At 43.2% G+C, this 20,921-nt stretch carries 13 protein-coding genes; 8 read left to right on the top strand and 5 right to left on the bottom strand.

Annotated features, from left to right (window positions below):
* Nucleotides 1-29: 29 nt before the first annotated feature.
* From QZ076_RS11475 to QZ076_RS11500, 6 genes are all read left to right on the top strand, one after another.
* Nucleotides 30-1,664, top strand: a complete 1,635-nt coding sequence (locus tag QZ076_RS11475; protein WP_293713452.1) for a tetratricopeptide repeat protein — start codon at nucleotides 30-32, stop codon at nucleotides 1,662-1,664.
* Between the two features lie 185 nt (nucleotides 1,665-1,849).
* Entirely contained in the window at nucleotides 1,850-5,008 is a 3,159-nt protein-coding gene (locus QZ076_RS11480; RefSeq protein WP_293713453.1) for a TonB-dependent receptor, read from the top strand.
* A 28-nt stretch (nucleotides 5,009-5,036) separates the two neighbouring features.
* On the top strand, nucleotides 5,037-6,545 hold the full coding sequence (locus tag QZ076_RS11485) for a RagB/SusD family nutrient uptake outer membrane protein (RefSeq protein WP_293713454.1): 1,509 nt from the start codon (nucleotides 5,037-5,039) through the stop codon (nucleotides 6,543-6,545).
* Between the two features lie 99 nt (nucleotides 6,546-6,644).
* Nucleotides 6,645-9,776 (top strand): glycoside hydrolase family 2 TIM barrel-domain containing protein, encoded by a 3,132-nt coding sequence (locus tag QZ076_RS11490; protein ID WP_293713455.1) that lies wholly within the window; start codon nucleotides 6,645-6,647, stop codon nucleotides 9,774-9,776.
* A 17-nt stretch (nucleotides 9,777-9,793) separates the two neighbouring features.
* Complete coding sequence (locus QZ076_RS11495) at nucleotides 9,794-11,710, top strand: glycoside hydrolase (RefSeq protein WP_293713456.1); 1,917 nt, start codon at nucleotides 9,794-9,796, stop codon at nucleotides 11,708-11,710.
* A gap of 100 nt (nucleotides 11,711-11,810) precedes the next feature.
* Nucleotides 11,811-14,132 (top strand): GH92 family glycosyl hydrolase, encoded by a 2,322-nt coding sequence (locus QZ076_RS11500; RefSeq protein WP_293713457.1) that lies wholly within the window; start codon nucleotides 11,811-11,813, stop codon nucleotides 14,130-14,132.
* A 151-nt stretch (nucleotides 14,133-14,283) separates the two neighbouring features.
* Here QZ076_RS11500 and QZ076_RS11505 read toward each other — a convergent pair whose 3' ends face one another.
* From QZ076_RS11505 to QZ076_RS11515, 3 genes are all read right to left on the bottom strand, one after another.
* A complete protein-coding gene (locus QZ076_RS11505) occupies nucleotides 14,284-15,684 on the bottom strand; it encodes a C1 family peptidase (protein WP_293713458.1) in 1,401 nt (466 codons plus the stop codon).
* Nucleotides 15,685-15,826: 142 nt separating this feature from the next.
* The gene (locus QZ076_RS11510; protein ID WP_293713459.1) at nucleotides 15,827-16,978 is read right to left on the bottom strand and encodes an acyltransferase; all 1,152 of its coding nucleotides are present in this window, start codon (nucleotides 16,976-16,978) and stop codon (nucleotides 15,827-15,829) included.
* A 110-nt stretch (nucleotides 16,979-17,088) separates the two neighbouring features.
* Nucleotides 17,089-17,652 carry a Crp/Fnr family transcriptional regulator gene (locus QZ076_RS11515; RefSeq protein WP_293713460.1) on the bottom strand — a complete coding sequence of 188 codons (564 nt, stop codon included), beginning with the start codon at nucleotides 17,650-17,652 and terminating at the stop codon, nucleotides 17,089-17,091.
* Nucleotides 17,653-17,911: 259 nt separating this feature from the next.
* On the opposite strand from QZ076_RS11515, the gene QZ076_RS11520 reads away from it, so the two are divergent.
* Nucleotides 17,912-18,190 (top strand): DUF2089 family protein, encoded by a 279-nt coding sequence (locus QZ076_RS11520; RefSeq protein ID WP_075558769.1) that lies wholly within the window; start codon nucleotides 17,912-17,914, stop codon nucleotides 18,188-18,190.
* Nucleotides 18,191-18,192: 2 nt separating this feature from the next.
* The gene (locus QZ076_RS11525; RefSeq protein WP_293713461.1) at nucleotides 18,193-18,780 is read left to right on the top strand and encodes a YIP1 family protein; all 588 of its coding nucleotides are present in this window, start codon (nucleotides 18,193-18,195) and stop codon (nucleotides 18,778-18,780) included.
* A 39-nt stretch (nucleotides 18,781-18,819) separates the two neighbouring features.
* On the opposite strand, the gene QZ076_RS11530 is transcribed toward QZ076_RS11525, so the two are convergent.
* Nucleotides 18,820-19,470, bottom strand: a complete 651-nt coding sequence (locus QZ076_RS11530) for an HAD family hydrolase (protein ID WP_293713462.1) — start codon at nucleotides 19,468-19,470, stop codon at nucleotides 18,820-18,822.
* A 314-nt stretch (nucleotides 19,471-19,784) separates the two neighbouring features.
* Nucleotides 19,785-20,900, bottom strand: a complete 1,116-nt coding sequence (locus QZ076_RS11535; protein ID WP_293713463.1) for a carbohydrate-binding family 9-like protein — start codon at nucleotides 20,898-20,900, stop codon at nucleotides 19,785-19,787.
* Nucleotides 20,901-20,921: the final 21 nt, after the last annotated feature.

A 20,921-nucleotide genomic window follows, 5' to 3' on the forward strand; every position in this document is an offset into this window, starting at 1 on the left:
CATTTGTGAAATTTAAACAGCAGGATTAGATGAAAAAACTAGTTGAAACCGCTTTTCTTTGGAGTACCATATGTTGTCTGTTAATCTGTTTGTCTGCGTCTTCGCAAAAAAATAGTACGGAAGATACTATCACTGATTTGATAAGTAAGGCAGAAGAAATGCTTAAAATAGATCCTTCCAAAGCGATCTATTACTCTAATGTGGCGATAACCGAAGCGCAGAAAAAGGACGATAAGCGTCTTTTAGCCAAAGCACAGTCTACATTGGGAGAAGCTTATATGAATCAGGGTGATTTTGATATGGGTTTTGAATCTATGACCAATGCTTTGGAGAATGTCCCTTCCGACAGGCCAAACCTGAGTGCCTATATCTATGTGCGACTCTCGGGGTGTTATACTAAGTTAGGGGATTTGGATGCTGCTTTTCAATATGTCGATAAGGCGATCGATATTTGTAAAGAAGCCAATGATCAGAAAAGCCTGGCGATGTGTTACAATGCTCGTGGCCTGGTTTATATACTTGCGCCGGATAATAGAAAAGCAGAAGAAAACTTTAAAGCCGCTTTAGAGATAAACAGAGAGTTGGGAGAAAGAAAGTTGGTTGCTGTAAATCTTAATAACCTCTGTTTGTATGAAGGTGATACGAATGAAAAAATCCGGATGTTGAGGGAGGCGATTGCTATTAACGACTCTTTAGGAACCGTTTGGTCTTTAGGAGAAAATTATAATAACTTGGGAACACAGTACTTCTACGCAAAGGAGTATAAGAAAGGATTGGCCGCATTGGATACAGCCATGATATATGCCCGTAAAATCAATGCGAAAGAATTGATTACCGATAATTATCGGTACGCCTCGTGGATCCACGAGGCGATGAACGACTATCCCCGTGCTTATGCAAACCTGAAAGATCTTTATGATATGGAACAGAACCTGTCTGCAAAAGATGAGATGAGACAGATAGAGCTGAACCTTATTCAGAAACGCTTAAAAGCGAAAGAGCATGAAATGATAGTTCAGGAACAGGCCTTTCAGATCAAGAGCCTGAGAATGCAAAGTTTTATAGCGATACTTATTGCCATTGCTGTATTACTTATATTATTATATGTTACTTTCCACACCCGCCAACAAAAGAAAATACAAATATTGGAAGCTTCCAGAAAGCTGGAAGAGCAAGAGAGGGAGCTGATTGCTTTGAAGCTGCAACAAGCTGAAGTAGAAACCCAGACCGCGCAGCAGGAATTGGACTATAACCGGCACGAATTAACAAACTTCGCCTTTTTTGTACGTAGTCGTAATGACTTACTGGCAAACATTCAGTCGATGCTTAAAGAAGGTTACAAATTATCCGGTTCGGAAATGGATGCCCATTTGAGAAGTATTAACGCTTATATATCCCAGTTTAATGCAAGGAATACAGAAACCGAATTATTAATAGATGAAGTAAATGCCCGGTTTATCGATAAGCTCTCCAAACTCCATCCGGATTTATCGAAAAACGAACAACGTCTGGCTTCTTTACTTCGCATAGGTTTGTCGACAAAAGAAATAGCATCCGTAATAGACTCGACCCCGAAGACGGTAAACATGGCAAGATACCGGTTGCGTAAACATCTGAATCTGGAAACGGACGAGAGTCTGACTGAATATATGAAAAGTATATGATGTAGTATCTTTTTATGAGCTAATTATCAGATAATCAATTGCACTCTGTTTTTATATGTAGATAAAAACTTCCCGTTTTTCAGAGATATGTAGATATTAGATAGGCCGATAAAGTATTGACAAAGGAATAAGAATCAGCTATTCTTGCAGCAAAACTTTATTAATTTAATCTAATTAAAACAGTCATGGGAATATCGCAATGTAAATCCCGGTTAACTACCGGTTCTTTCCTGAGGACATCGATCGTCTTGATGCTCCTTTCCCTTTTACCCTTTTTAGGTTTTGCTCAAAACGTAAATGTAAAAGGTGTTGTTTATGATGAAACCGGAGCACCGGCCATCGGTGTGAACATCCTGAAAAAAGGAACTACGGAAGGGGCAACAACCGACATGGATGGTCAGTTTGAGTTGTCTGTAAAAAAAGGAGATATTCTTCTCTTTTCTTATATCGGTTATACAACGCAACAGATTACTTATACCGGGCAACCTCGTTTGGAAGTCCGATTAGCAGAAGATGCAGAAAAACTGGATGAGGTTATCGTTGTAGGGTATGGTACAATGAAAAAGAGCGATTTAACAGGTGCTATATCTTCGGTTAATGTGGAAGAACTGACGAGCCGTGCAACAACCAATCCGGCAGAAGCATTACAAGGTAAAGTATCCGGTGTCAGTATCCAGAAAAAAGGAGGTAACGCAGGTGCGGGAATCTCTGTTAAGATACGTGGTGTGAAATCTTTCGGTAATAATGAACCATTGTATATTATCGATGGATTTCCCGGTGATATAAGCAATGTGAACCCTCAGGATATTGCTGCAATGGAAGTATTGAAGGATGGTGCTGCTGCCGCTATTTATGGTTCTACTGCCGCCAATGGCGTTATTATGGTAACAACTAAAAACGGTAAAAAAGGAGATCTGAAGGTAGACGTAAATGCTTATCTGAACTTCTCGAAAGTAGCTAACCGGCTGGAACTTTTGAACTCGGAGGGTTATGTACAGGTACATAAACAGATGTATGACAATTATAATCTTCAATATCCGAATAAAACGGTCGATTATCCGGCTTATATAACAAACTACCTGGCTAATCCTTCCTCTTATCCTAATACAAACTGGCAAGACGAAATGTTCCGTGGCGGATTGACACAAAACTATCAGGTGAGTGTTCGCGGTGGAAGTGAAAAAGCCCGTTATTCGGTGTCTTATAATCACTCGGATGATAAAGGTGTCCTGTTGGGTAATAGCTTCAAACAAGATAATGCCCGCATGAAACTGTCTGTTACCAAGAATATATTTGACTTGGATGCCAACCTGTCTTTTATGGCTAAAGATGAAAAGCAGCCGCAATATTCCCTGAAAGAAGTATATGGTATTTCTCCACTGGTTTCGGTGTATGATGATACGAAAGAATACGGTTTTGGACTGACAGACCATGATGGACTGCCCAGCAACCGTAACGTGATGGCGGATTATACTTATCGTCAGGGTGGTGGTAAAACATATAATATGGATGCCAATGCCGCATTGACGATGCATTTGGCTGAATGGCTTACCTTCAAAACCGCTTACTCTTATCGTGGAGAACATTATCGTTACAAGCGTCACATGCCGGCTTATGTGGCAGACGTAAAGGCAAAACAGGATTACCCTTCTCAATATGAAAAGTCCTATTATTGGGAAGATCAGGTGATAGATAACGTATTGACTTTTGATAAACAATTCAAAGATCACTCCCTGAATGTAATGGCCGGTAATTCTATTCAGATACGTAAATACAACTGGAATGAAATACAGGTGGATGGTAAAACAACTGTTTATGAGGTAAAAGACGGACAGTTGGTAACATCTGAGAAACCGTCAGGATTCTTAGATCCTAATTTCGCTACTATCGGAGCAGGTAAAGGCGGTACTTATAGTGGCGATGGTTCATTATACGATTATAACCGTGCCTCTTTCTTTGGCCGTGTAAATTATTCTTATGCCGGACGTTATATGTTGCAAGCTACTGTTCGTGCAGACGGTTCTTCCAAATTCGGTAAAGATAGCCGCTGGGGTGTTTTCCCATCAGTTGCTTTAGGATGGAGAATAACGGAAGAAGAATTCTTCCCGAAAGACGGTGTGATCAGTAATTTGAAATTGCGTGCCAGCTGGGGACGTTTAGGTAATGAGCAAGCACTTGGCTATTATGACTTCCAGGCATTGATTACCAGCGGAAACGATATGTCGATGGGTGCTGTTCAGGGTAACGGCTCGAGTCCATGGCCGGGAAGTATAGCTACCGGATTGGCAAACCGTAACCTGCAATGGGAAACAACCGATACAAAGAATATTGGTTTCGACTATGGTTTATTGAACGGTCGTTTATCGGGAGCATTGAACTATTATTATAACAAGACGGAGGATATGCTGATCACCAAGAAACTGGCTCCTTCCGTAGGTCTGAATAACCCGGTGATGAATGTTGGTAAAATCCGTAACTCCGGTTTTGAAATGGAGATCAACTGGGCTGATAAGAAAGGCGACTGGGATTATAATGTAGGACTGAACCTGACAACAACAAGCAACAAAGTTCTGGAACTTTCAGATCCGAAGCAAGCTTTATATGGTGATGGTTTGAAATGGGGTACGGAACACTTCCCGACTCAGACGCGTGTAGGTGAACCTATTGCTAGTTTCTACCTGTATCGTGCCGACGGTATCTTCCAGAATGAAGCAGAAGTAGCCGCTCATGTGAATGCCGATGGTGATTTATTACAGCCGAATGCCCGCCCGGGAGATATCCGTTTTCGTGATGTGAATGGAGATGGCCAGATAGACGAAGATGATAAAGAGTCTTGCGGTTCCGGTATGCCGAAACTGGAAGCCAACCTTTCTGCTGGTTTCTCTTATAAAGGCATTGATTTTTCTTTCTTGCTGGGTAGCGGTTGGGGACATAAGCTATATAACGGTAACCGTTATTTCTTTGAAGGAATGAGCTCGGGTACCAATATGCTGGCTTCCACATTAGATGCATGGACTACAAGTAATACCAATACAAGTGTTCCCCGTGCAGTTTTGCAGGATCCGAACAATAACTCACGTGAAAGCGACCGTTTCCTGGAAAATGGAAACTTTGTTCGCCTGCGTCAATTACAGATCGGGTATACATTACCTTCAGCATTATTGAAAAAACTGTTTGTTGATAAACTTAGATTATATGTAAGTGGCGAGAACCTGTTTACAATAACCAAATACAGCGGTATCGATCCTGAATTCTCTACAGAAAAGATATTGAATACAGGTGTGGATAAGGAAATTTATCCTTTCACACGTTCTTATATCGTAGGATTGCAGCTTACATTCTAATTACAAATTACTTAAAATCATATAGACAATGAAAAAGATAAAATATATAGTTGCTTCTTTCTTATTAATGGGAGCAATCACGGGTTGCGATGATTTTCTAACAGTATCGTCACCGGACCAATTGACTACCGATTCTTTTTGGCGTGACAAATCAGATGCGGAGGCAGGATTGGCTGCGGCTTATTCCCAGTTGGAATCATTTACTGATACCTGGGGTTTTTCGGAAGTAAAATGGCCGGTGGAGGCATACCGCGAGGATATTGTTAATTTAGGTTCCGATGCATTGAATTATCCGAACTGGGTAGAGTTGGCAAACTTTACTTATACAAATGGTAATTCCCAGTTCACCTATTATTGGCAGGATGCTTACAGAGGTGTAAACTACTGTAATCAGGTTATAGAAAACGTGCCGAATATTCCGACCGAGAAGATAACGGAAGAAGAACGGAATACCATTTTGAATGAAGCCCATTTCCTACGTGGTTATTATCATATGAAACTTCTTTTGAACTGGAAAGAAATCGTTATTCGTGATGCTTATATTTCTTCAACGGACCAGTTGGATAAAGCATTGGCTACACGTGAAGAAACCTGGGATTTCATTATCGGCGAATTAACCAAGGCAACCGCACTGCCGGAAAGTCGTACTTCCGATCAGTTAGGACGTGCAACCAAAGGGGCTGCTTATGCTTATATCGGTTGGGCACATCTGACAAGAGCTTATGAAGAATCAGGTAATAAAGATTCAGAATTGAAAGCTGCCGTAGATGCTTTTAATAATGTGCAGGGTTATGATCTGGTGAAAGACTTCAAGTCGATGTTCGATGGAAGCAATAAAAACTCCAAAGAAGGTATTTTCGAATTGCAGATGTCGATGTCTGATGCAAACGGTGCATGGTATAAAACACAGCTTCACCGTTGGATCGGATGCTCCGAACTCTGGGGTTGGGATGAAATCCTTCCGAACACGATGTTGATGAATGAATATATGAAAGAAGGCCAGATTGCAACGACAGGCCGTTACGACAGTCGTTTGTATGAAACTATTTTCTTCCAGTGCGATTATTTTAATGATCCGGAGGCCGGTCGTGTATACGGATATACTTACGATGATTGGTTTGATGGAAAGAACAAACCTGCATTCCGGAAGTTTATGCCGGTCGATTACGAAGGTATGGAAAACAATTACTTTGCTCCGAACATTCCGTTGATGCGCTATTCAAACGTATTATTGATGAAAGCCGAAGCATTGAATGAACTGGGACAAACGGCTGAAGCCATTTCCCTGATCAATCAGGTTCGTGAACGGGCAGATATGCCGAATATGAAAGGCACATCACAAGCACAGGTTCGTGAACAGATTGAACACGAACGCATACTGGAATTTCCACTGGAAAACTTCCGTTTTTATGACCTTCGTCGTTGGGGAAAGACACAGGAAGCCTTGAAGGCCGTAGGTCGTGATTTTAATCCGGAAAAGAATAGCTTCTATCCGATTCCTATCCAGGAAATAAACACAAATAATGCGCTTCATTGATGAAAGCTTAACAAAAGTATCATAGACACAACTATTTCTATAACCGGGTGTCTCTTCGCCTCATGCGAGAGGCACCTTTTTTTATAAAAACAATTTTGTATGAAACATCTTTTTTATGCGGCCAGTGCGCTTTTGGTGAGTCTCGCTTTGCAAGCACAACCCAAAGAGTGGGAGGATCAACGGGTTAATCAGATCAACCGCGAACCGATACATGCTCATTTTATTCCTTATTCTTCTGAGAGAGGGGCTTTACAGAGGGATGCATCGAAAGAACAGCGCTATTCCCTGAACGGAACCTGGAAATTTCATTATGCTAAAAATCCAGCCAGTCGTCCGGTTACTTTCTATGAAGAAGGTTACGATGTATCGGGCTGGAAAGATATAGAAGTGCCCGGTAGCTGGGAACTTCAGGGCTTTGATGCTCCCATTTATACAGATACACGTTATCCGTTTCCGGCAGAGCCTCCTCATGTGCCGGCAGACTATAATCCGGTGGGTTCGTATGTAACGACTTTTACGGTTCCTGCTGATTTTAAGGGAAAGGATATCCTATTGAACTTTGGAGGCGTGGAGTCAGCCTATTATTGTTGGCTGAATGGCCATTTTGTAGGGTATGCCGAGGACAGCCGTCTTCCTTCGGAATTTCTGATTAATAAATATTTGAAGTCGGGAGAAAACACACTGGCTGTTGAAGTGTACCGATATAGCGACGGTTCTTATCTGGAAGGGCAGGACTATTGGAAATACAGTGGTATCGAGCGCGATGTAAGACTGATCGCCCGTCCGCAGGAACGTGTGAAAGACTTTGAAATATCTGCAGATCTGACCAATAATTACCAGGATGGTCTTCTGGATGTGAAAGTGACGCTGGACAACCGGAAGATCGGGAAAGGAACGGGCGTTCAACTCAAAGTGTTGGATGGAACAAAAGAAATAGCTTCCCGACAGTTTACCGCTAAAGCAAAAACAGACAGTATCTTCATCTTTACCGAACGTTTCCCCGGTGTAAAACATTGGACGGCAGAAACTCCCAATCTTTATTCGCTGGTAGTAAATACACTTGACAAGCAGGGTAGGGTGACAGAATCTTTTGTTCAGCGTTTTGGTTTCCGAAAAGTGGAGATGAAAAATGGCATGTTGCAGGTAAACGGAACTCCGATACTGATAAAAGGCGTGAACCGTCATGAGCACGATATGCATAAAGGACGTTCCATTTCGGTGGAAAGTATGATAGAAGATATCCGCCTGATGAAACAGTTTAACATTAATGCCGTACGTACCTGTCATTACCCCAACTATGAAGAATGGTATGACCTTTGTAATGAATATGGTCTTTACCTGGTGGATGAGGCGAATATCGAATCACATGGAATGGAAGCTCATCCCGATGGTACGCTTGCCAATATGGAAGGTTGGGATATTCCCTTTATGGAACGTATGGAACGCATGGTGGAACGCGATAAAAATATCACAGCCATCATTACCTGGAGCTTGGGTAACGAGTCCGGATATGGAAAGCATTTTGAAACCTTGTATCATTGGACGAAAAAACGTGATGCCAGCCGCCCGGTTCAGTATGAAGGCGGAGGCGTAAAAGGGCTGTCCGATATTTATTGTCCGATGTATGGCCGTGTCTGGTTGTTGCGCCAATGGGTAAACCAACGCCAGCCTCGTCCACTTATCCTTTGCGAATATGCGCATGCGATGGGTAATAGTGTCGGAAACCTGAATGACTATTGGGATTTGATTTATAAATACGATAATCTGCAGGGAGGTTTTATCTGGGACTGGGTGGACCAGACTTTTGCCATCAAAGATAAAAAAGGACACGATATTCAAGCCTATGGAGGTGATATGGGATTTGTAGGTATTGTGAACGACTCGAACTTTTGTGCCAATGGACTGGTTGCTGCCGATCGCAGTTTGCATCCGCATATTTGGGAGGTAAAGAAAATTTATCAGTATATGCATTTTGAGGGAGTGCCGTTTTCATCCGGTCTGATTAAAGTAACCAACCGTCACGACTTTGTATCTTCCGACGTTTATGATTATGTATGGACTGTAAAAGCAGACGGGAAAACTCTTTATCAGGGCAAACTGGATGTCCCTGTTATTGCGCCGCATCAATCGGCAGAAGTTCCTGTCCGGATACCTACTATACAAGGTGAACCCGGTACTGAGTATTTTCTTCATATATCGGCTTTGACCAGAGAGGAAACACCTTTGGTTCCAAAAGGACATCTGGCCGCCTCGGAGCAGTGGAAATTACCAGTGGCCTCTTCATCGGTATCCGCACCGGTTTTGTCCGGGACTCTTTCTACTGTCGATGAGGCAGAGAATATAACGATCAATGGAGCTTCTGTGTCGGTTACTTTTTCAAAGAAGAACGGTGAGATCACTAAATATATGATAGATGGAAACAACTACCTGAAAGAGGGACTTCGCCCGAACTTCTGGCGACCGCTTACAGATAACGATGTGGCGAATAAACTGGGTGATCGTAGTGAAACGTGGAAAAATGCCGGAAATGAATTGTCACTAAAAGCGTTCTCTACTGATATTGCTACCGATAAAAAGTCTGTTGTCGTGAAAGTTACCTATGATATGCCTCTTCAGGAATCATCCACCTCCGTAGTCTATACGGTTTATGCTGATGGCATTATAAAGACTGCTTACTCTTTTGTCCCCGGCGACAAACAATTACCGGAAATACCCCGGGTAGGTATGCGTATGATACTGAAAGGCGATTATGATCAGATGACCTGGTTTGGCCGTGGCCCGCAGGAAAACTACTGGGACCGTAAATCGGGAGCCGATATAGATTTGTATAAAGCCTCCGTTTGGGAACAGTATCATCCTTATGTACGTGCGCAGGAAACAGCCAACAAGTCGGATGTCCGTTGGGTAGCCCTTCAGGATCAGGCAGGCAACGGTATCCTGGTTAAGTCCGGTTGTGAACCGTTGACCGTCAGTGCCTGGAATTTCCCTATGAAGGATATAGAATATATACCTTCCAGTATCCAGCATGTTCATGGGGGTAGCATTGAAAAGAAAGATATGGTTTGGCTTAATATCGACAGCAAGCAAATGGGTGTTGGCGGAGATAATACCTGGGGAGCCCAGACACATCCGGAATACACAATTACACCTGTCAGACAAGAGTATAGTTTCTTTATTATTCCTGTTAATAAGCAAACAGACCTGATCAAAGTTTCTAAACTGAATAGATAAATTAGAAGGAGGCTGATATGAAACACAAACTGTTGATTAGTGCTTTATTGATAGCTATCATCGGATGGGGCGGTTGCTCTGTGCAGCAGCCGGTATCATCCGGTACGGCTTACAATTACAGTAACATTTTAGACATTCGTTATACGCCTGACTCAGCTTCGCGTTGCCGGGGTTGGTTTACGGATGCCGGTGCATGGTATGGATTTACTTTACCGCGGCAGGAACAATGGGTGAACGGCTTCTGCGGCCCTTTTCATCTGGATATGAATAAACGTCAGTGGCTTTCGGATGCTCTGGTAAAAGTCCGCTTCGACGGTGAAGATCCGGATGTCGTGTATACTCCGGACTCTGTCTCTTATTTTCCGGGTGAATTATATATGTCCTCTTCCTCTGAAACCGGACGGATAGAACAACGTTTGGTCTTTGTTGATAAATCTACGGCCCTGTTGACCTGTTCTTCCGATCAAAATACTTTGCTTCGTTTTGCCGGAGAGGTTCTTCCTGGTGATATTACTTGTACGACAGATAAGAACCGGGTTTTGCTGACCTGGCCTTCGGGTGAGGGAGTTGCTTTGACATTCAGTCCGGAAATGGGTATCCTGTCGTCTGAGAAAGGATATGAAACTTTAACGCTTACTCCTGGTAAATCGAATGTTGTCATTTCTTTTTTTGAAAATGAAGCGTCCAGGCAGGCGGTATTGCATAGAGCTGCCGTTGTTCAGGCTTCTCCGGTAGAATATAGGGAGTCTACAGCTTCCCGTTGGGAAGGCTATCTGCAGAAAGTTCTTCGTCCCGACATGCCGGAAGTTTATAACAGGATAGCGGTTAAGGCAGTAGTCACTTTGATTGCCAACTGGCGGAGTGCACGTGGCGATTTATTTCATGATGGAGTCGTTCCCAGTCATGCTGTCGGCTACTTTGTCGGATTTTGGGGATGGGACTCATGGAAACATGCAGTAGCCTTGGCTCGTTTTGCTCCTGACCTGGCAAAGGAGCAGGTACGTACTATGTTTGATTATCAGACACCGGAAGGTATGATTATCGATTGTATTTATAGTGATGCCTCCGAGAATAATGCGCGAGACAGTAAGCCTCCTTTGGCAGTATGGGCTGTAGATGAGATTTATAAAGCAACGGATGATACTGCTTTTGTAAAAGAGATGTATCCCAAATTACTTCATTATTATAAATGGTGGTTTACCCATCGCGACCATAACAATAATGGTATATGTGAGTTTGGAGCCTGTGACGGAACCCTTGAAGCTGCTGCCTGGGAAAGCGGTATGGACAATGCGATCCGTTTCGACGACGCTGTTATGGTAAAGAACAGCGATGGTGCATGGAGTATGGATCAGGAGTCTGTCGATCTGAATGCTTTTCTTGCACTCGAGCATCGCTTATTAGGTAAACTGGCACCCATCGCCGGAGAAGTTTTTGAAGATCCTGACAGATCGGCGGAAATACGGGATTACTTTTTTGTTTCCGACTCCGGCTTCTTCTTTGATAAACGGTTGGATGGTACATACGTTATGGAAGAAGGGACGGAAGCATGCATACCTTTGTGGACGGAGATCGCATCCCGGGAGCAGGCTGCTGCTGCCATGAAAATATTCAGCGATACCACGAAGTTCGCTACTTATATCCCTTTCCCTACGATTGCGGCAGACAATCCGAAGTTTATGCCGGCTGGTTATTGGCGGGGACCTATCTGGCTGGATCAGGTCTACTTCGGAATATCCGGCATCCGTAAGTATGGATATAAAAAAGAAGCAGATGCTTTCACCGATCAGGTCTTTACCCGCTTGCAGGGACTAAAGGAAGATGCCCCTATTCATGAAAATTATGATACTCATAATGGAGCACGCCTGAAAGCTCCTCATTTCAGTTGGAGTTCGGCGCATTTGCTAATGCTGTATGAAGAATATGGAAAGTAAGATATAATGTATAAAGAAGAAAAAGCTGTCTCATTATGAGGTGGCTTTTTTTATGAAATAGTATCTTTGCTTCCGTTCTTAATCTTTAATCAATAATAATATGGTGAAAATAGTTCGTTTGTGTTTGGTGGTTCTCTGTGTCATTTCATCTTCCTGCAAGTCTGTGAAAGATCAGCCAGAAGAGTATCCTCTTTCCTTTTATGTAAACCCGTTTATCGGAGCTTCGACCAGTATGGAGGCGGGAGGTTCATATCATGGTTTGGGTAAGACCTTTCCGGGGGCAACCTCTCCGTTCGGTATGGTCCAGCTCAGTCCTAATACGATTACCGGAGGCGATAACGGGTCCGGTTATAGTGATGAACATACTTCTATTGAAGGTTTTGCTTTTACACAAATGAGTGGGATCGGCTGGTATGGCGATCTGGGGAATCTACTGGTAATGCCGACAGTCGGTAAGTTACATACTTTTTCGGGTACGCTGGAAGATCCGGATAACGGTTATCGTTCCCGGTATGATAAAGCATCGGAGAAGGCTTCTGCCGGTTATTATTCTGTAATGCTTACCGATTATCAGATAAAAGCGGAAGCTACGGCCCTCCCTCATAGCGGTATGTTGCGTTTTACATTCCCGGAGAGTAAAGAGGCTCGTATACAAATAGACCTGGCACGCAGGGTAGGAGGAACTTCCACCTGGCAAGCGGTCGAAGTGATCAATGACCATACGATCAGGGGCGAAATGAAATGTCCTCCTGAAGGCGGAGGTTGGGGGAATGGTGCAGGAAAATCGGATTACACAGTCTATTTCTATGCTGAATTTTCCCGTCCTTTCCGGTCGCATGGCGTATGGTCGGCTGATATTCCCGACGATTGGACGCGTAAACGGGAGGACATCGAGAGCGAACGTTATCATGAAGTTGTCCGGAATGCCCGCGTTATTCCTGATGTGAAGTCGTTGACCGGAAAGCATTTGGGTTTTTATGCCGAATTCGATACCGATGCGGGCGAACAAATCCTCATGAAAAGCGGGATCTCTTTTACCAGTATGAAGAATGCGGAAGAGAATCTGCATTCAGAAATGAATGCCTGGGAGTTTGACGCAACACTGGCTGACTGTCGCCGGTTATGGGACGATGCTCTGTCCAAAATAACTGTGACCGGAGGAACGGAGGAGGAAAAACATATCTTTTATACTGCTCTTTACCATACTATGATCGACCCGAGGATTTGCAGTGATGTGAACGGGGAATATATGGGAGCAGACAAGCAGGTGCATATGACGGATCAATTCACTAAACGGACTATTTTCAGTGGATGGGATGTTTTCCGTAGCCAGATGCCTTTGCAAACCATTATTAATCCCACCCTGATCAATGACCAGATCAACTCGTTGGTGGAGATTGCCGATCAGAGCGGGAACGAATATCTGGAGCGATGGGAATTGTTGAATGCCTATTCCGGTTGTATGTTGGGAAATCCGGCTCTGTCCGTTTTGTGTGACGCCTATTCAAAAGGAATCCGTTCTTATGATATAGATAAGGCTTATCGTTATGCTTTGAATACTTCCCGGTTGTTTGGTAATAACGAAGAAGGATATACGCCGGGGTCTATCTCTCATACATTGGAATATGCATACAATGATTGGTGTATGGCCCGTCTGGCTGAGTGGTTGGACAAGGATACCGATAAGGAATATTTCGACCGCAGAGCTATGACCTATTCTACAATCTATGATACCGATTATGGTTGGTTCAGGCCACGTAATGATAAAGGTGAATTCCAGCCTTTACCCGAAGAGGGAAGATTGGCGGAAGGATATGGTTGTACGGAGAGTAACGCATACCAGCAGGGTTGGTTTATTCCACACGATGTGGAAGGCATGGTTCAAATGATGGGCGGCCGTGAAAAAGTGCTGGCCGATCTGACGGATATGTTTGAACAGACTCCCGAAGGTTACCTATGGAATCAATATTATAACCATGCCAATGAACCGGTTCACCATGTGCCGTTCCTGTTTAACCGCCTGGGTGCTCCCGAGCTTACCCAGAAATGGACACGGGATATCTGCCGGAATGCTTATAAAAATTCAGTGCTGGGATTGGTCGGTAATGAGGATGTAGGACAGATGTCGGCTTGGTATGTATTGGCGGCTAGTGGATTACATCCGGTTTGTCCAGGAGATCAGCGGTATGAACTGACGAGTCCGGTATTTGAGAAGATCGTCTTCAATTTAGACCCGGACTATGCTGAGGGAAAAACATTTGTGATTGAAGCTCGCAATAATAGCCCTGAAAATATATATGTCCAGCAGGCTACTTTAAATGGAAATCCTTACGATAAATGTTATCTGATGCATGCCGACCTGATGAAGGGCGGAACGTTGGTATTGCAGATGGGGGCAAAGCCTTCGGATTGGGGAAAATGAGACAAAGACTTCAGCCGTTACTGGCTGGTCTCATCATAAACAAGGGTGGAGTATTTGTGGAAACAAGGAACCTGGATAAGAAGTAAAAATAACCCCGACAGTGACCAATAATCTGCCGGGGTTGTTTTTCTCCGTATTTTCAATACAATTCTTAATTTTCGTCTGTAAACATCGGGTCCCAGGCCGGAAGGCGGGTCGGTGTTTGTTTGAGAACGTCTTTCACTTTATCAGTGATATATTTCTTTTCGACTACCAGACGGAACATATATTCGTTGAACCATTCGTCGGTCATAATCAGGTGGCCACTGTTAGCACCCGGTCCCCAGCTGTTTTCTACCATCCATTTTTTAGGTGTACCGTTTGCATCGAGATCGACGGCCATCAAGGTCATGGCGTGTGACGATCCGCTGGCGAATGTTTGGATACGCTGTTTTTTATCCATACCGAAAGTAGTTCCCATCAGTGAACCGTAGTCGTAATAGTTCACATCCAACAGACCACGTTCACGATCGAAGAATTTACCTACGTCGCAAGAGAAATACATCATTGTACTGTCTTTGATAGAGGCGATAGCCATCTCTTTGATCTCTTCGATCGGCAGGTTTACGTAAGTCCAGTTCTTTCCGTCATAACGGTGACGGTCGAAATCGATCTCATATAACTTATAGTATTCACGGCTCGGATCGTTCATAAGCATGACATAATTGTTTGTCAGGTCTTTGCCGATGTATTCGTCGAAGAATGATTTAGGAGTATATTCTTTTGTTTCAACCGGGTTGCCTTGTGCATCTTTACGTGTCCAGGTGAATTTCGTAGGCGGTTCACCCAGATTGAGGACCAGCATGCGGTAAATGGTTCCCAACATTTCTGTTTTGTCTTTTTCCAATGCAGCGACTTTGGCTCCTTTGGCAGACTGGTCGCGCAATTGCAGGCCGAATTCTTTTAACTTAAGACCGATCAGGTTGGCCATTCTTCCCGTACTTTCGCTACTATTGGTTTCCACCATTACGTCAGAGGGAACCACGCCATATTTACCTAAGATATCGGATATGCCGGTGAATTGTCCTCCGTCGCTAAGCGGATTTTTGAATAACCATTCCACCATTTTGTCATCCATCGGCTTTTCGCGTGTGTCGATGATCCCTTGCAGGAACAGATTGGCTTTTTCCAACTGGTCCCAGAAGAAGGAATAATTTTGTGAGAACTGGAAATCTCCCATATTATATTTAGCAATCGCTTGTGCACGGAATACGTTCAAGCCGGTAAACAACCAGCAGCGACCGGAAGACTTCTGATTGGTAATACCTTTACTGTTTACTTTATTAGAGAAGTAAGTATCGAAATTGTTCTTGCTGTCGGCATTTACTGCCAGCTTGTTGATGTCGTTGTTACTGATGGCGTTATGAATAGCCTTGTCGGTAGGAGTTCCTTTGTACGATTGTTTGATCTGTTGCAGCATTTCCGGAGAAATTCCTTTGTCGGCCTGCTGTCCGAAGGCGGATAACGTAATACCCAATGCGAGGGCGGTTATCCATAGGTTGTTTTGTTTCATGATATATTTAGTTTGTAAGTTTATATTGGTTCACAAACTTACGATAAATAGCCGGAAAAAACGAAAGGAATTTCAGTTTCTCCCGAATGAAAATGATATTTCTTTCGGATGAAACTAAAATTCCTTTCGGATGAAGTATTTCTTATTTTCTGGCTAGAAACTTCTTACTTAACCATTTTCTTACCGGTTCGTCATATAGTTTCAGGCATAAATAAGCTAGAACTATATTTAAAGCACAAACACACAAGACTACCTGCCAGGTTTCTGCGAGTGTGTAAAGTTCCTTGTCGATCAACCAGGCATAGAACAGGTACATCACAGGATAATGTATGATATAGAGTGGAAAAGAAATGTCTCCCAGGAATTTACATATCTTTGTCGACTTTGTATCGGTAGTGGTTCCCGATGCTCCCACCCAGATAAGGATAGGGAAAATCAGGATGATACAAAATGATTCATAAAGTCCGTTCATGGAAATCGGGTCTGTCCCTTCCACGAATGGTACAGAGAACAATCCCAGTAATATGATCGAACAGATCCAGAATGCACCTCTCACCTTGATGGGTTTGAAGTTACGGGATAAAAGCATACCCATAGAAAAGGGGAAGAGCATGCGTAATAATCCGCCTATAAAATTCACTCCGTCCAATGTCCACCCGACTCCGATGTTACCGTAACCGGATACGTCGAGGGTGGCGAATGCTGCCAGTGCCGCTCCCATCAAAAAGACGACAACAGTCAATGCTTTTGTGGACAAACGGCGAATGAACAGGGCGTAAAGAATATTGCCGATATACTCGAAGAACAACGACCAGCTGGGACCGTTTAGCGGGAACATTTCACCATTTCCTCTGACCTCATAATTGGCTCCCGGTATCGCAGGAATGAAGAATAATGAACAAAGTAGGGATAGCATGACCAGGGAGATAGAGACGTGTGTCCCGTCCCATTTTACACTGCCTTGAATCAGGAAAGAGATAACTCCCAGAACCGCTCCCATGATAACCATCGGGTGAAGACGGATCAAACGGCGTTTAAAGAAATCTTTCATAGTCAGCGTCTTCGACCAGCGGTCGTCATAAGCATAGCCGATAACGAAACCGGACAGGATAAAGAAGAAATCCACTGCCAGATAACCATGATTGATAGTGTCGATGGTAGTGCCTGCGGCGAAAGCGTAGCCTTCGAAGACGTGATACCATACGACTAAAAGTGCTGCTACTCCTCTTAATCCGTCGAGAAGATCGTAATGAGGTTTACTGTCTGTAAACGCAGCGGAAGAAATGTTTTGCATGATAAGAGTTTATTATTTAGATTATTACTACATGTAACTAATGAAGCTCCAAAATTATAAAACTTATGCGTGCTAAAATTTGTCCTATGTCAAATTTTACCGGATAATGATTATTTCTGTGCTCTGAGGCGGCTGAGTGTCGATGGTGTTATCCCCAGGTAGGATGCGACATATCCCAGTTGTACTCGCTGATAAACTTCTGGGAATTGTTGTTTGAATTCTTCGAATCTTTCTTTTGCTGATAACGTAAGACGTTCTTTATGTGAACGGTGCAAGCGCCTGTATTCGTTTTGATGAATAACTCTTCCCCAATTCGCCAATTCAATATTGGTTTTAAAAAGCTGAAGTAAATCGGTCAATGATATTTGATAGGCTACTACATCTTCGAGTGTTTCTACAAACTCTTCACTTACCTTATTATAATATAGTTCGTCCATACTAAAGACAATGCTTCCTTCATGGGCAAAGGAGGTCGTTATTTCCTCTCCATTCACCAGCCAAAAGGAACGAGTCATGCCTTTCTCGATGAAGTAGGCCGATTTGCAAAACATATTTTCCTTTATCAACTGATACTTTTTAGGGAAATGGCATAAAGTAACATGTTCTTTTAATGTTTGTATCGTTGTATCGGAAATTGGGTATGAAGAGTTTATCTTGTCTATAATATTTACCATAAGAGATTCTTGATTGTTTTCCATCCTTTGCAAAAATAAGAGGAATAACCCAACATTTCTTCTATCGGGAAGATATTTTCATAGAAAAGGTGATAAAGTAGATTAATCAATCTAAATAAGAGAAGCATTTATTCGGACCGGAGATTGCGTGTAATAGAATATGTTGTGTAATAATATTTATTTGAATATGAATAATATTTATATTGTACTTGATAATATTGAATATGTTATTATCTTTGTTGTGTAAAGATAGAACAAAATGGATGAGAAAAAGAAACGGTTACCCTTGCAATGTCCGGCCTGTGATTCTCCCCTGAGAGTGGGACGGTTGTTTTGCGAACAATGTGATACAGAGGTTTGTGGAAACTTCGAGCTGCCTCCTTTGGCAAGGTTGACCGAGAAGGAGCAACTGTTTATCGTTGATTTTATCAAGTCGAGCGGCAGCTTGAAAGATATGGCGAAGAATATGGGGGTGAGTTATCCGACTGTCAGGAATATCTTGGATGATCTGATTGATAAATTAAATAAGATTGAATAGTTATGAAAAAACAATGGTTGAATTTTCTTATTAATCCGTTTGAATGGATTGCCGGTTTTCAAGCGCTAGGGTGGGGACTTTTAGGAATGGTTATCTCTACTGTTATCAGTTATCTTTCCGGATGGCATTATCATGGTTTACTGCACTTTGGGCCGGCCCTGAATCCAGCCTGGTGGTGTTATGCTGTCGAACATCTGGTGGTTTGGATTGTACCGGCTGTTTTGTTTTATCTGGGGGGATTGGTCTTGTCGCGTTCCCGGATCAGGGTGATCGATGTGTTGGGGACAGTCGCTTTTGCCCAGATTCCTTTCATTTTTATGAATTTGTTCAATATGTTGCCTCCGATGCAAAATCTGGCAAAAGTGGATATGAATGTGCCGCCGACAGAATTGTTGGCACAACCTGGTTTTCTGGTAGGAATATGGCTTTCATTGATTGGTGTGATATTTCTGGTCTGGGTATTAGTCTGGATGTTCAAAGCGCTGAAGGTCTCCTGTAATCTGAAAGGGTATTCGTTGGGTATTCTCTATTGTGTGGCTGTGTTTGGTGGGGATATTCTTTGCCGTTATCTGATTGGTTTGTGTTATTGATATAGATGGGAGAAATATGGTATATTCCGTAAATTACTGCTATAAGAGTAATTTACGGAGTGCCGGGATATCTTCTACAATATGGTCTGCTCCGGCTTCTGATAGTTCTTTATAATTACCGAAACCGTATAAGACGCCGATAGAGTCAAGACCTGTGTTTTTTGCACCGATAATATCGTGTTTTCTATCGCCTATCATTACAACTGAACTTAGATCCGTTATATTATTCGATTGTAAGATGTATTTGATAACATCTGTTTTAGTATGAAGAGAGCCATCCAGGCCGCTACCGGCGACAAAGGAAAAATAGTTACTCAACCCGAAATGATCGAGGATGCGTTTGGCAAAGATTTCCGGTTTGGAAGTGGCCAGTATTACTGTTCTGCCGTCTTTTTGAGCATCTGCGAGTAATTCTTTGATTCCCGGATATAATTCATTTTCCAGAATGCCTTTGTCGGCGTATCTTTCCCTGTATTTGGCAACGGCAATAGTTGCCTGTTCATCGGTGAAGTTGTAAAAGTCCTTGAATGAGTCCAAAAGGGGAGGACCGATGAATGGGGATAATTCCCGTAAGTCATTTACCTGAATGCCGAAATGGTTCAGTGCGTATTCAACACAACGTGTGATCCCGGTTTCAGAGTCGGTGATAGTACCGTCGAGGTCGAAAAAGAGGTATTTGTATTGTTTCATTTATTGCCAGATTTGAATGTTACTTTTCTCTTGAAAGAAAAGTAACCAAAAGTTCAAGGCTGTACCGGCTTCGCTACTACGGTGAAAGACTCCGCTGTCGTCTGCGAACTCGCTTCGCTCAAACAGCGCAGCCTCCCTAACGCTTCGTCTTTCCCCTTCGCGAACGCTCACCCGCCGAAGGCCTTTCAGAGAACGCAAAGCGTTCTTTTGGGATTGCCGATACTGACATACTTTATAACAGGTGCAGCCTTGATCTTTTGACTACTTTTGGATCAAGCCAAAAGTAGGTTCAATATTTTCTAATCATTACTTATTTATTTCTTAGAGGCCCAAACCAAACCATCCTGTCTGATATGCCAAACATTACCGTCTGTGCCGGGCAATGTGATTTCATACATGGAAGGAGTGTTGAACAGACTGATCTGCTTTGCTTGTTCAGCCGGACATAATTCTTCGGGTTTGAGAGCTGCTACGGATGGAGCATATTCGCCGAATGTGGCTGCATACTCGTTCTGACGGTAATACAGGTTGCGTAGAAGCCATTTTACTTCATCATTCGGATCTGTTACAAATGGAGTTTCACCTGTTCCCGCTACCTTATCCGATATCTGTACAAATCCCCAGTATTCAGGCATGTGGATATTGATTACCCCTGTCGGAGCCCATACCCAGTTGTATTCACGTATTTTGTCTTCACCTTTGATGGGCACTTTCACGTATTTGCCATCCTGTACTTCGGTTGTCCATTCCACACGTGAGAAGTTGGTACGGATATGTTCGCCGGCAACAGGAGCCTTTTTCCCTCTTGCGACCTGGTAGATGGACGACCAGGGGATAAATACCTCTACGCTCCATGACTTATCGGTATCCTTCGGGTTATTTAACGTGCCATCCACATATACGGCAGATTTCATGCCGCCAAACTCCCAGTTATTCAGTACCTGAGGGTTGTCGCGGTAAGGTTTGCTCAGGAACAGATCCCATTCCGTACCCAATGCATTAACTTCATATTCCAGGTAATTGTGTGTATCGTTTGTCGGGTTGAGGAATATTTCAAAGTCATTGTCCTGATAGATTACGGCGTCGTGTTCTGTGATTGTTGCCCATACATGAGGCTCTTCCATCAGGACGGCGAAGTACATACCATTATCATCGTAAGTCATTTTTGCCCGTGTCTGCAAGAGAGGTTTGGGGCGTTTGTCGCCTTCGATATCTATAAAGTCGGTTGTCCAGGGGATAGCATCCCATTCTTCAGCCGACAGTTTACCATCGATTTTGATAGGAGCCGGAGCCTTGTAACACACATACGTCGGCGGGTTGTAGGGGGCCTGCGGTGTGTAAGTAATCTCTTTACCTTTGTCTTGTGGCGCTTGTGCACAAGAAAGGAGTAATAATGCTGCGACAGGCGCAGTAAATACTGTTTTCTTCATTTGTCGATTTAATTTAGAGTG

This window comes from uncultured Parabacteroides sp. (assembly GCF_905196875.1).
Lineage (GTDB): Bacteria > Bacteroidota > Bacteroidia > Bacteroidales > Tannerellaceae > Parabacteroides.

Excerpts from the sequence above, each read along its gene's own strand:
- QZ076_RS11475 (WP_293713452.1), top strand. The coding sequence starts at position 30 with ATGAAAAAACTAGTTGAAACCGCTTTTCTTTGGAGTACCATATGTTGT.
- QZ076_RS11480 (WP_293713453.1), top strand. The coding sequence starts at position 1,850 with ATGGGAATATCGCAATGTAAATCCCGGTTAACTACCGGTTCTTTCCTG.
- QZ076_RS11485 (WP_293713454.1), top strand. The coding sequence starts at position 5,037 with ATGAAAAAGATAAAATATATAGTTGCTTCTTTCTTATTAATGGGAGCA.
- QZ076_RS11490 (WP_293713455.1), top strand. The coding sequence starts at position 6,645 with ATGAAACATCTTTTTTATGCGGCCAGTGCGCTTTTGGTGAGTCTCGCT.
- QZ076_RS11495 (WP_293713456.1), top strand. The coding sequence starts at position 9,794 with ATGAAACACAAACTGTTGATTAGTGCTTTATTGATAGCTATCATCGGA.
- QZ076_RS11500 (WP_293713457.1), top strand. The coding sequence starts at position 11,811 with ATGGTGAAAATAGTTCGTTTGTGTTTGGTGGTTCTCTGTGTCATTTCA.
- QZ076_RS11505 (WP_293713458.1), bottom strand. The coding sequence starts at position 15,684 with ATGAAACAAAACAACCTATGGATAACCGCCCTCGCATTGGGTATTACG.
- QZ076_RS11510 (WP_293713459.1), bottom strand. The coding sequence starts at position 16,978 with ATGCAAAACATTTCTTCCGCTGCGTTTACAGACAGTAAACCTCATTAC.
- QZ076_RS11515 (WP_293713460.1), bottom strand. The coding sequence starts at position 17,652 with ATGGTAAATATTATAGACAAGATAAACTCTTCATACCCAATTTCCGAT.
- QZ076_RS11520 (WP_075558769.1), top strand. The coding sequence starts at position 17,912 with ATGGATGAGAAAAAGAAACGGTTACCCTTGCAATGTCCGGCCTGTGAT.
- QZ076_RS11525 (WP_293713461.1), top strand. The coding sequence starts at position 18,193 with ATGAAAAAACAATGGTTGAATTTTCTTATTAATCCGTTTGAATGGATT.
- QZ076_RS11530 (WP_293713462.1), bottom strand. The coding sequence starts at position 19,470 with ATGAAACAATACAAATACCTCTTTTTCGACCTCGACGGTACTATCACC.
- QZ076_RS11535 (WP_293713463.1), bottom strand. The coding sequence starts at position 20,900 with ATGAAGAAAACAGTATTTACTGCGCCTGTCGCAGCATTATTACTCCTT.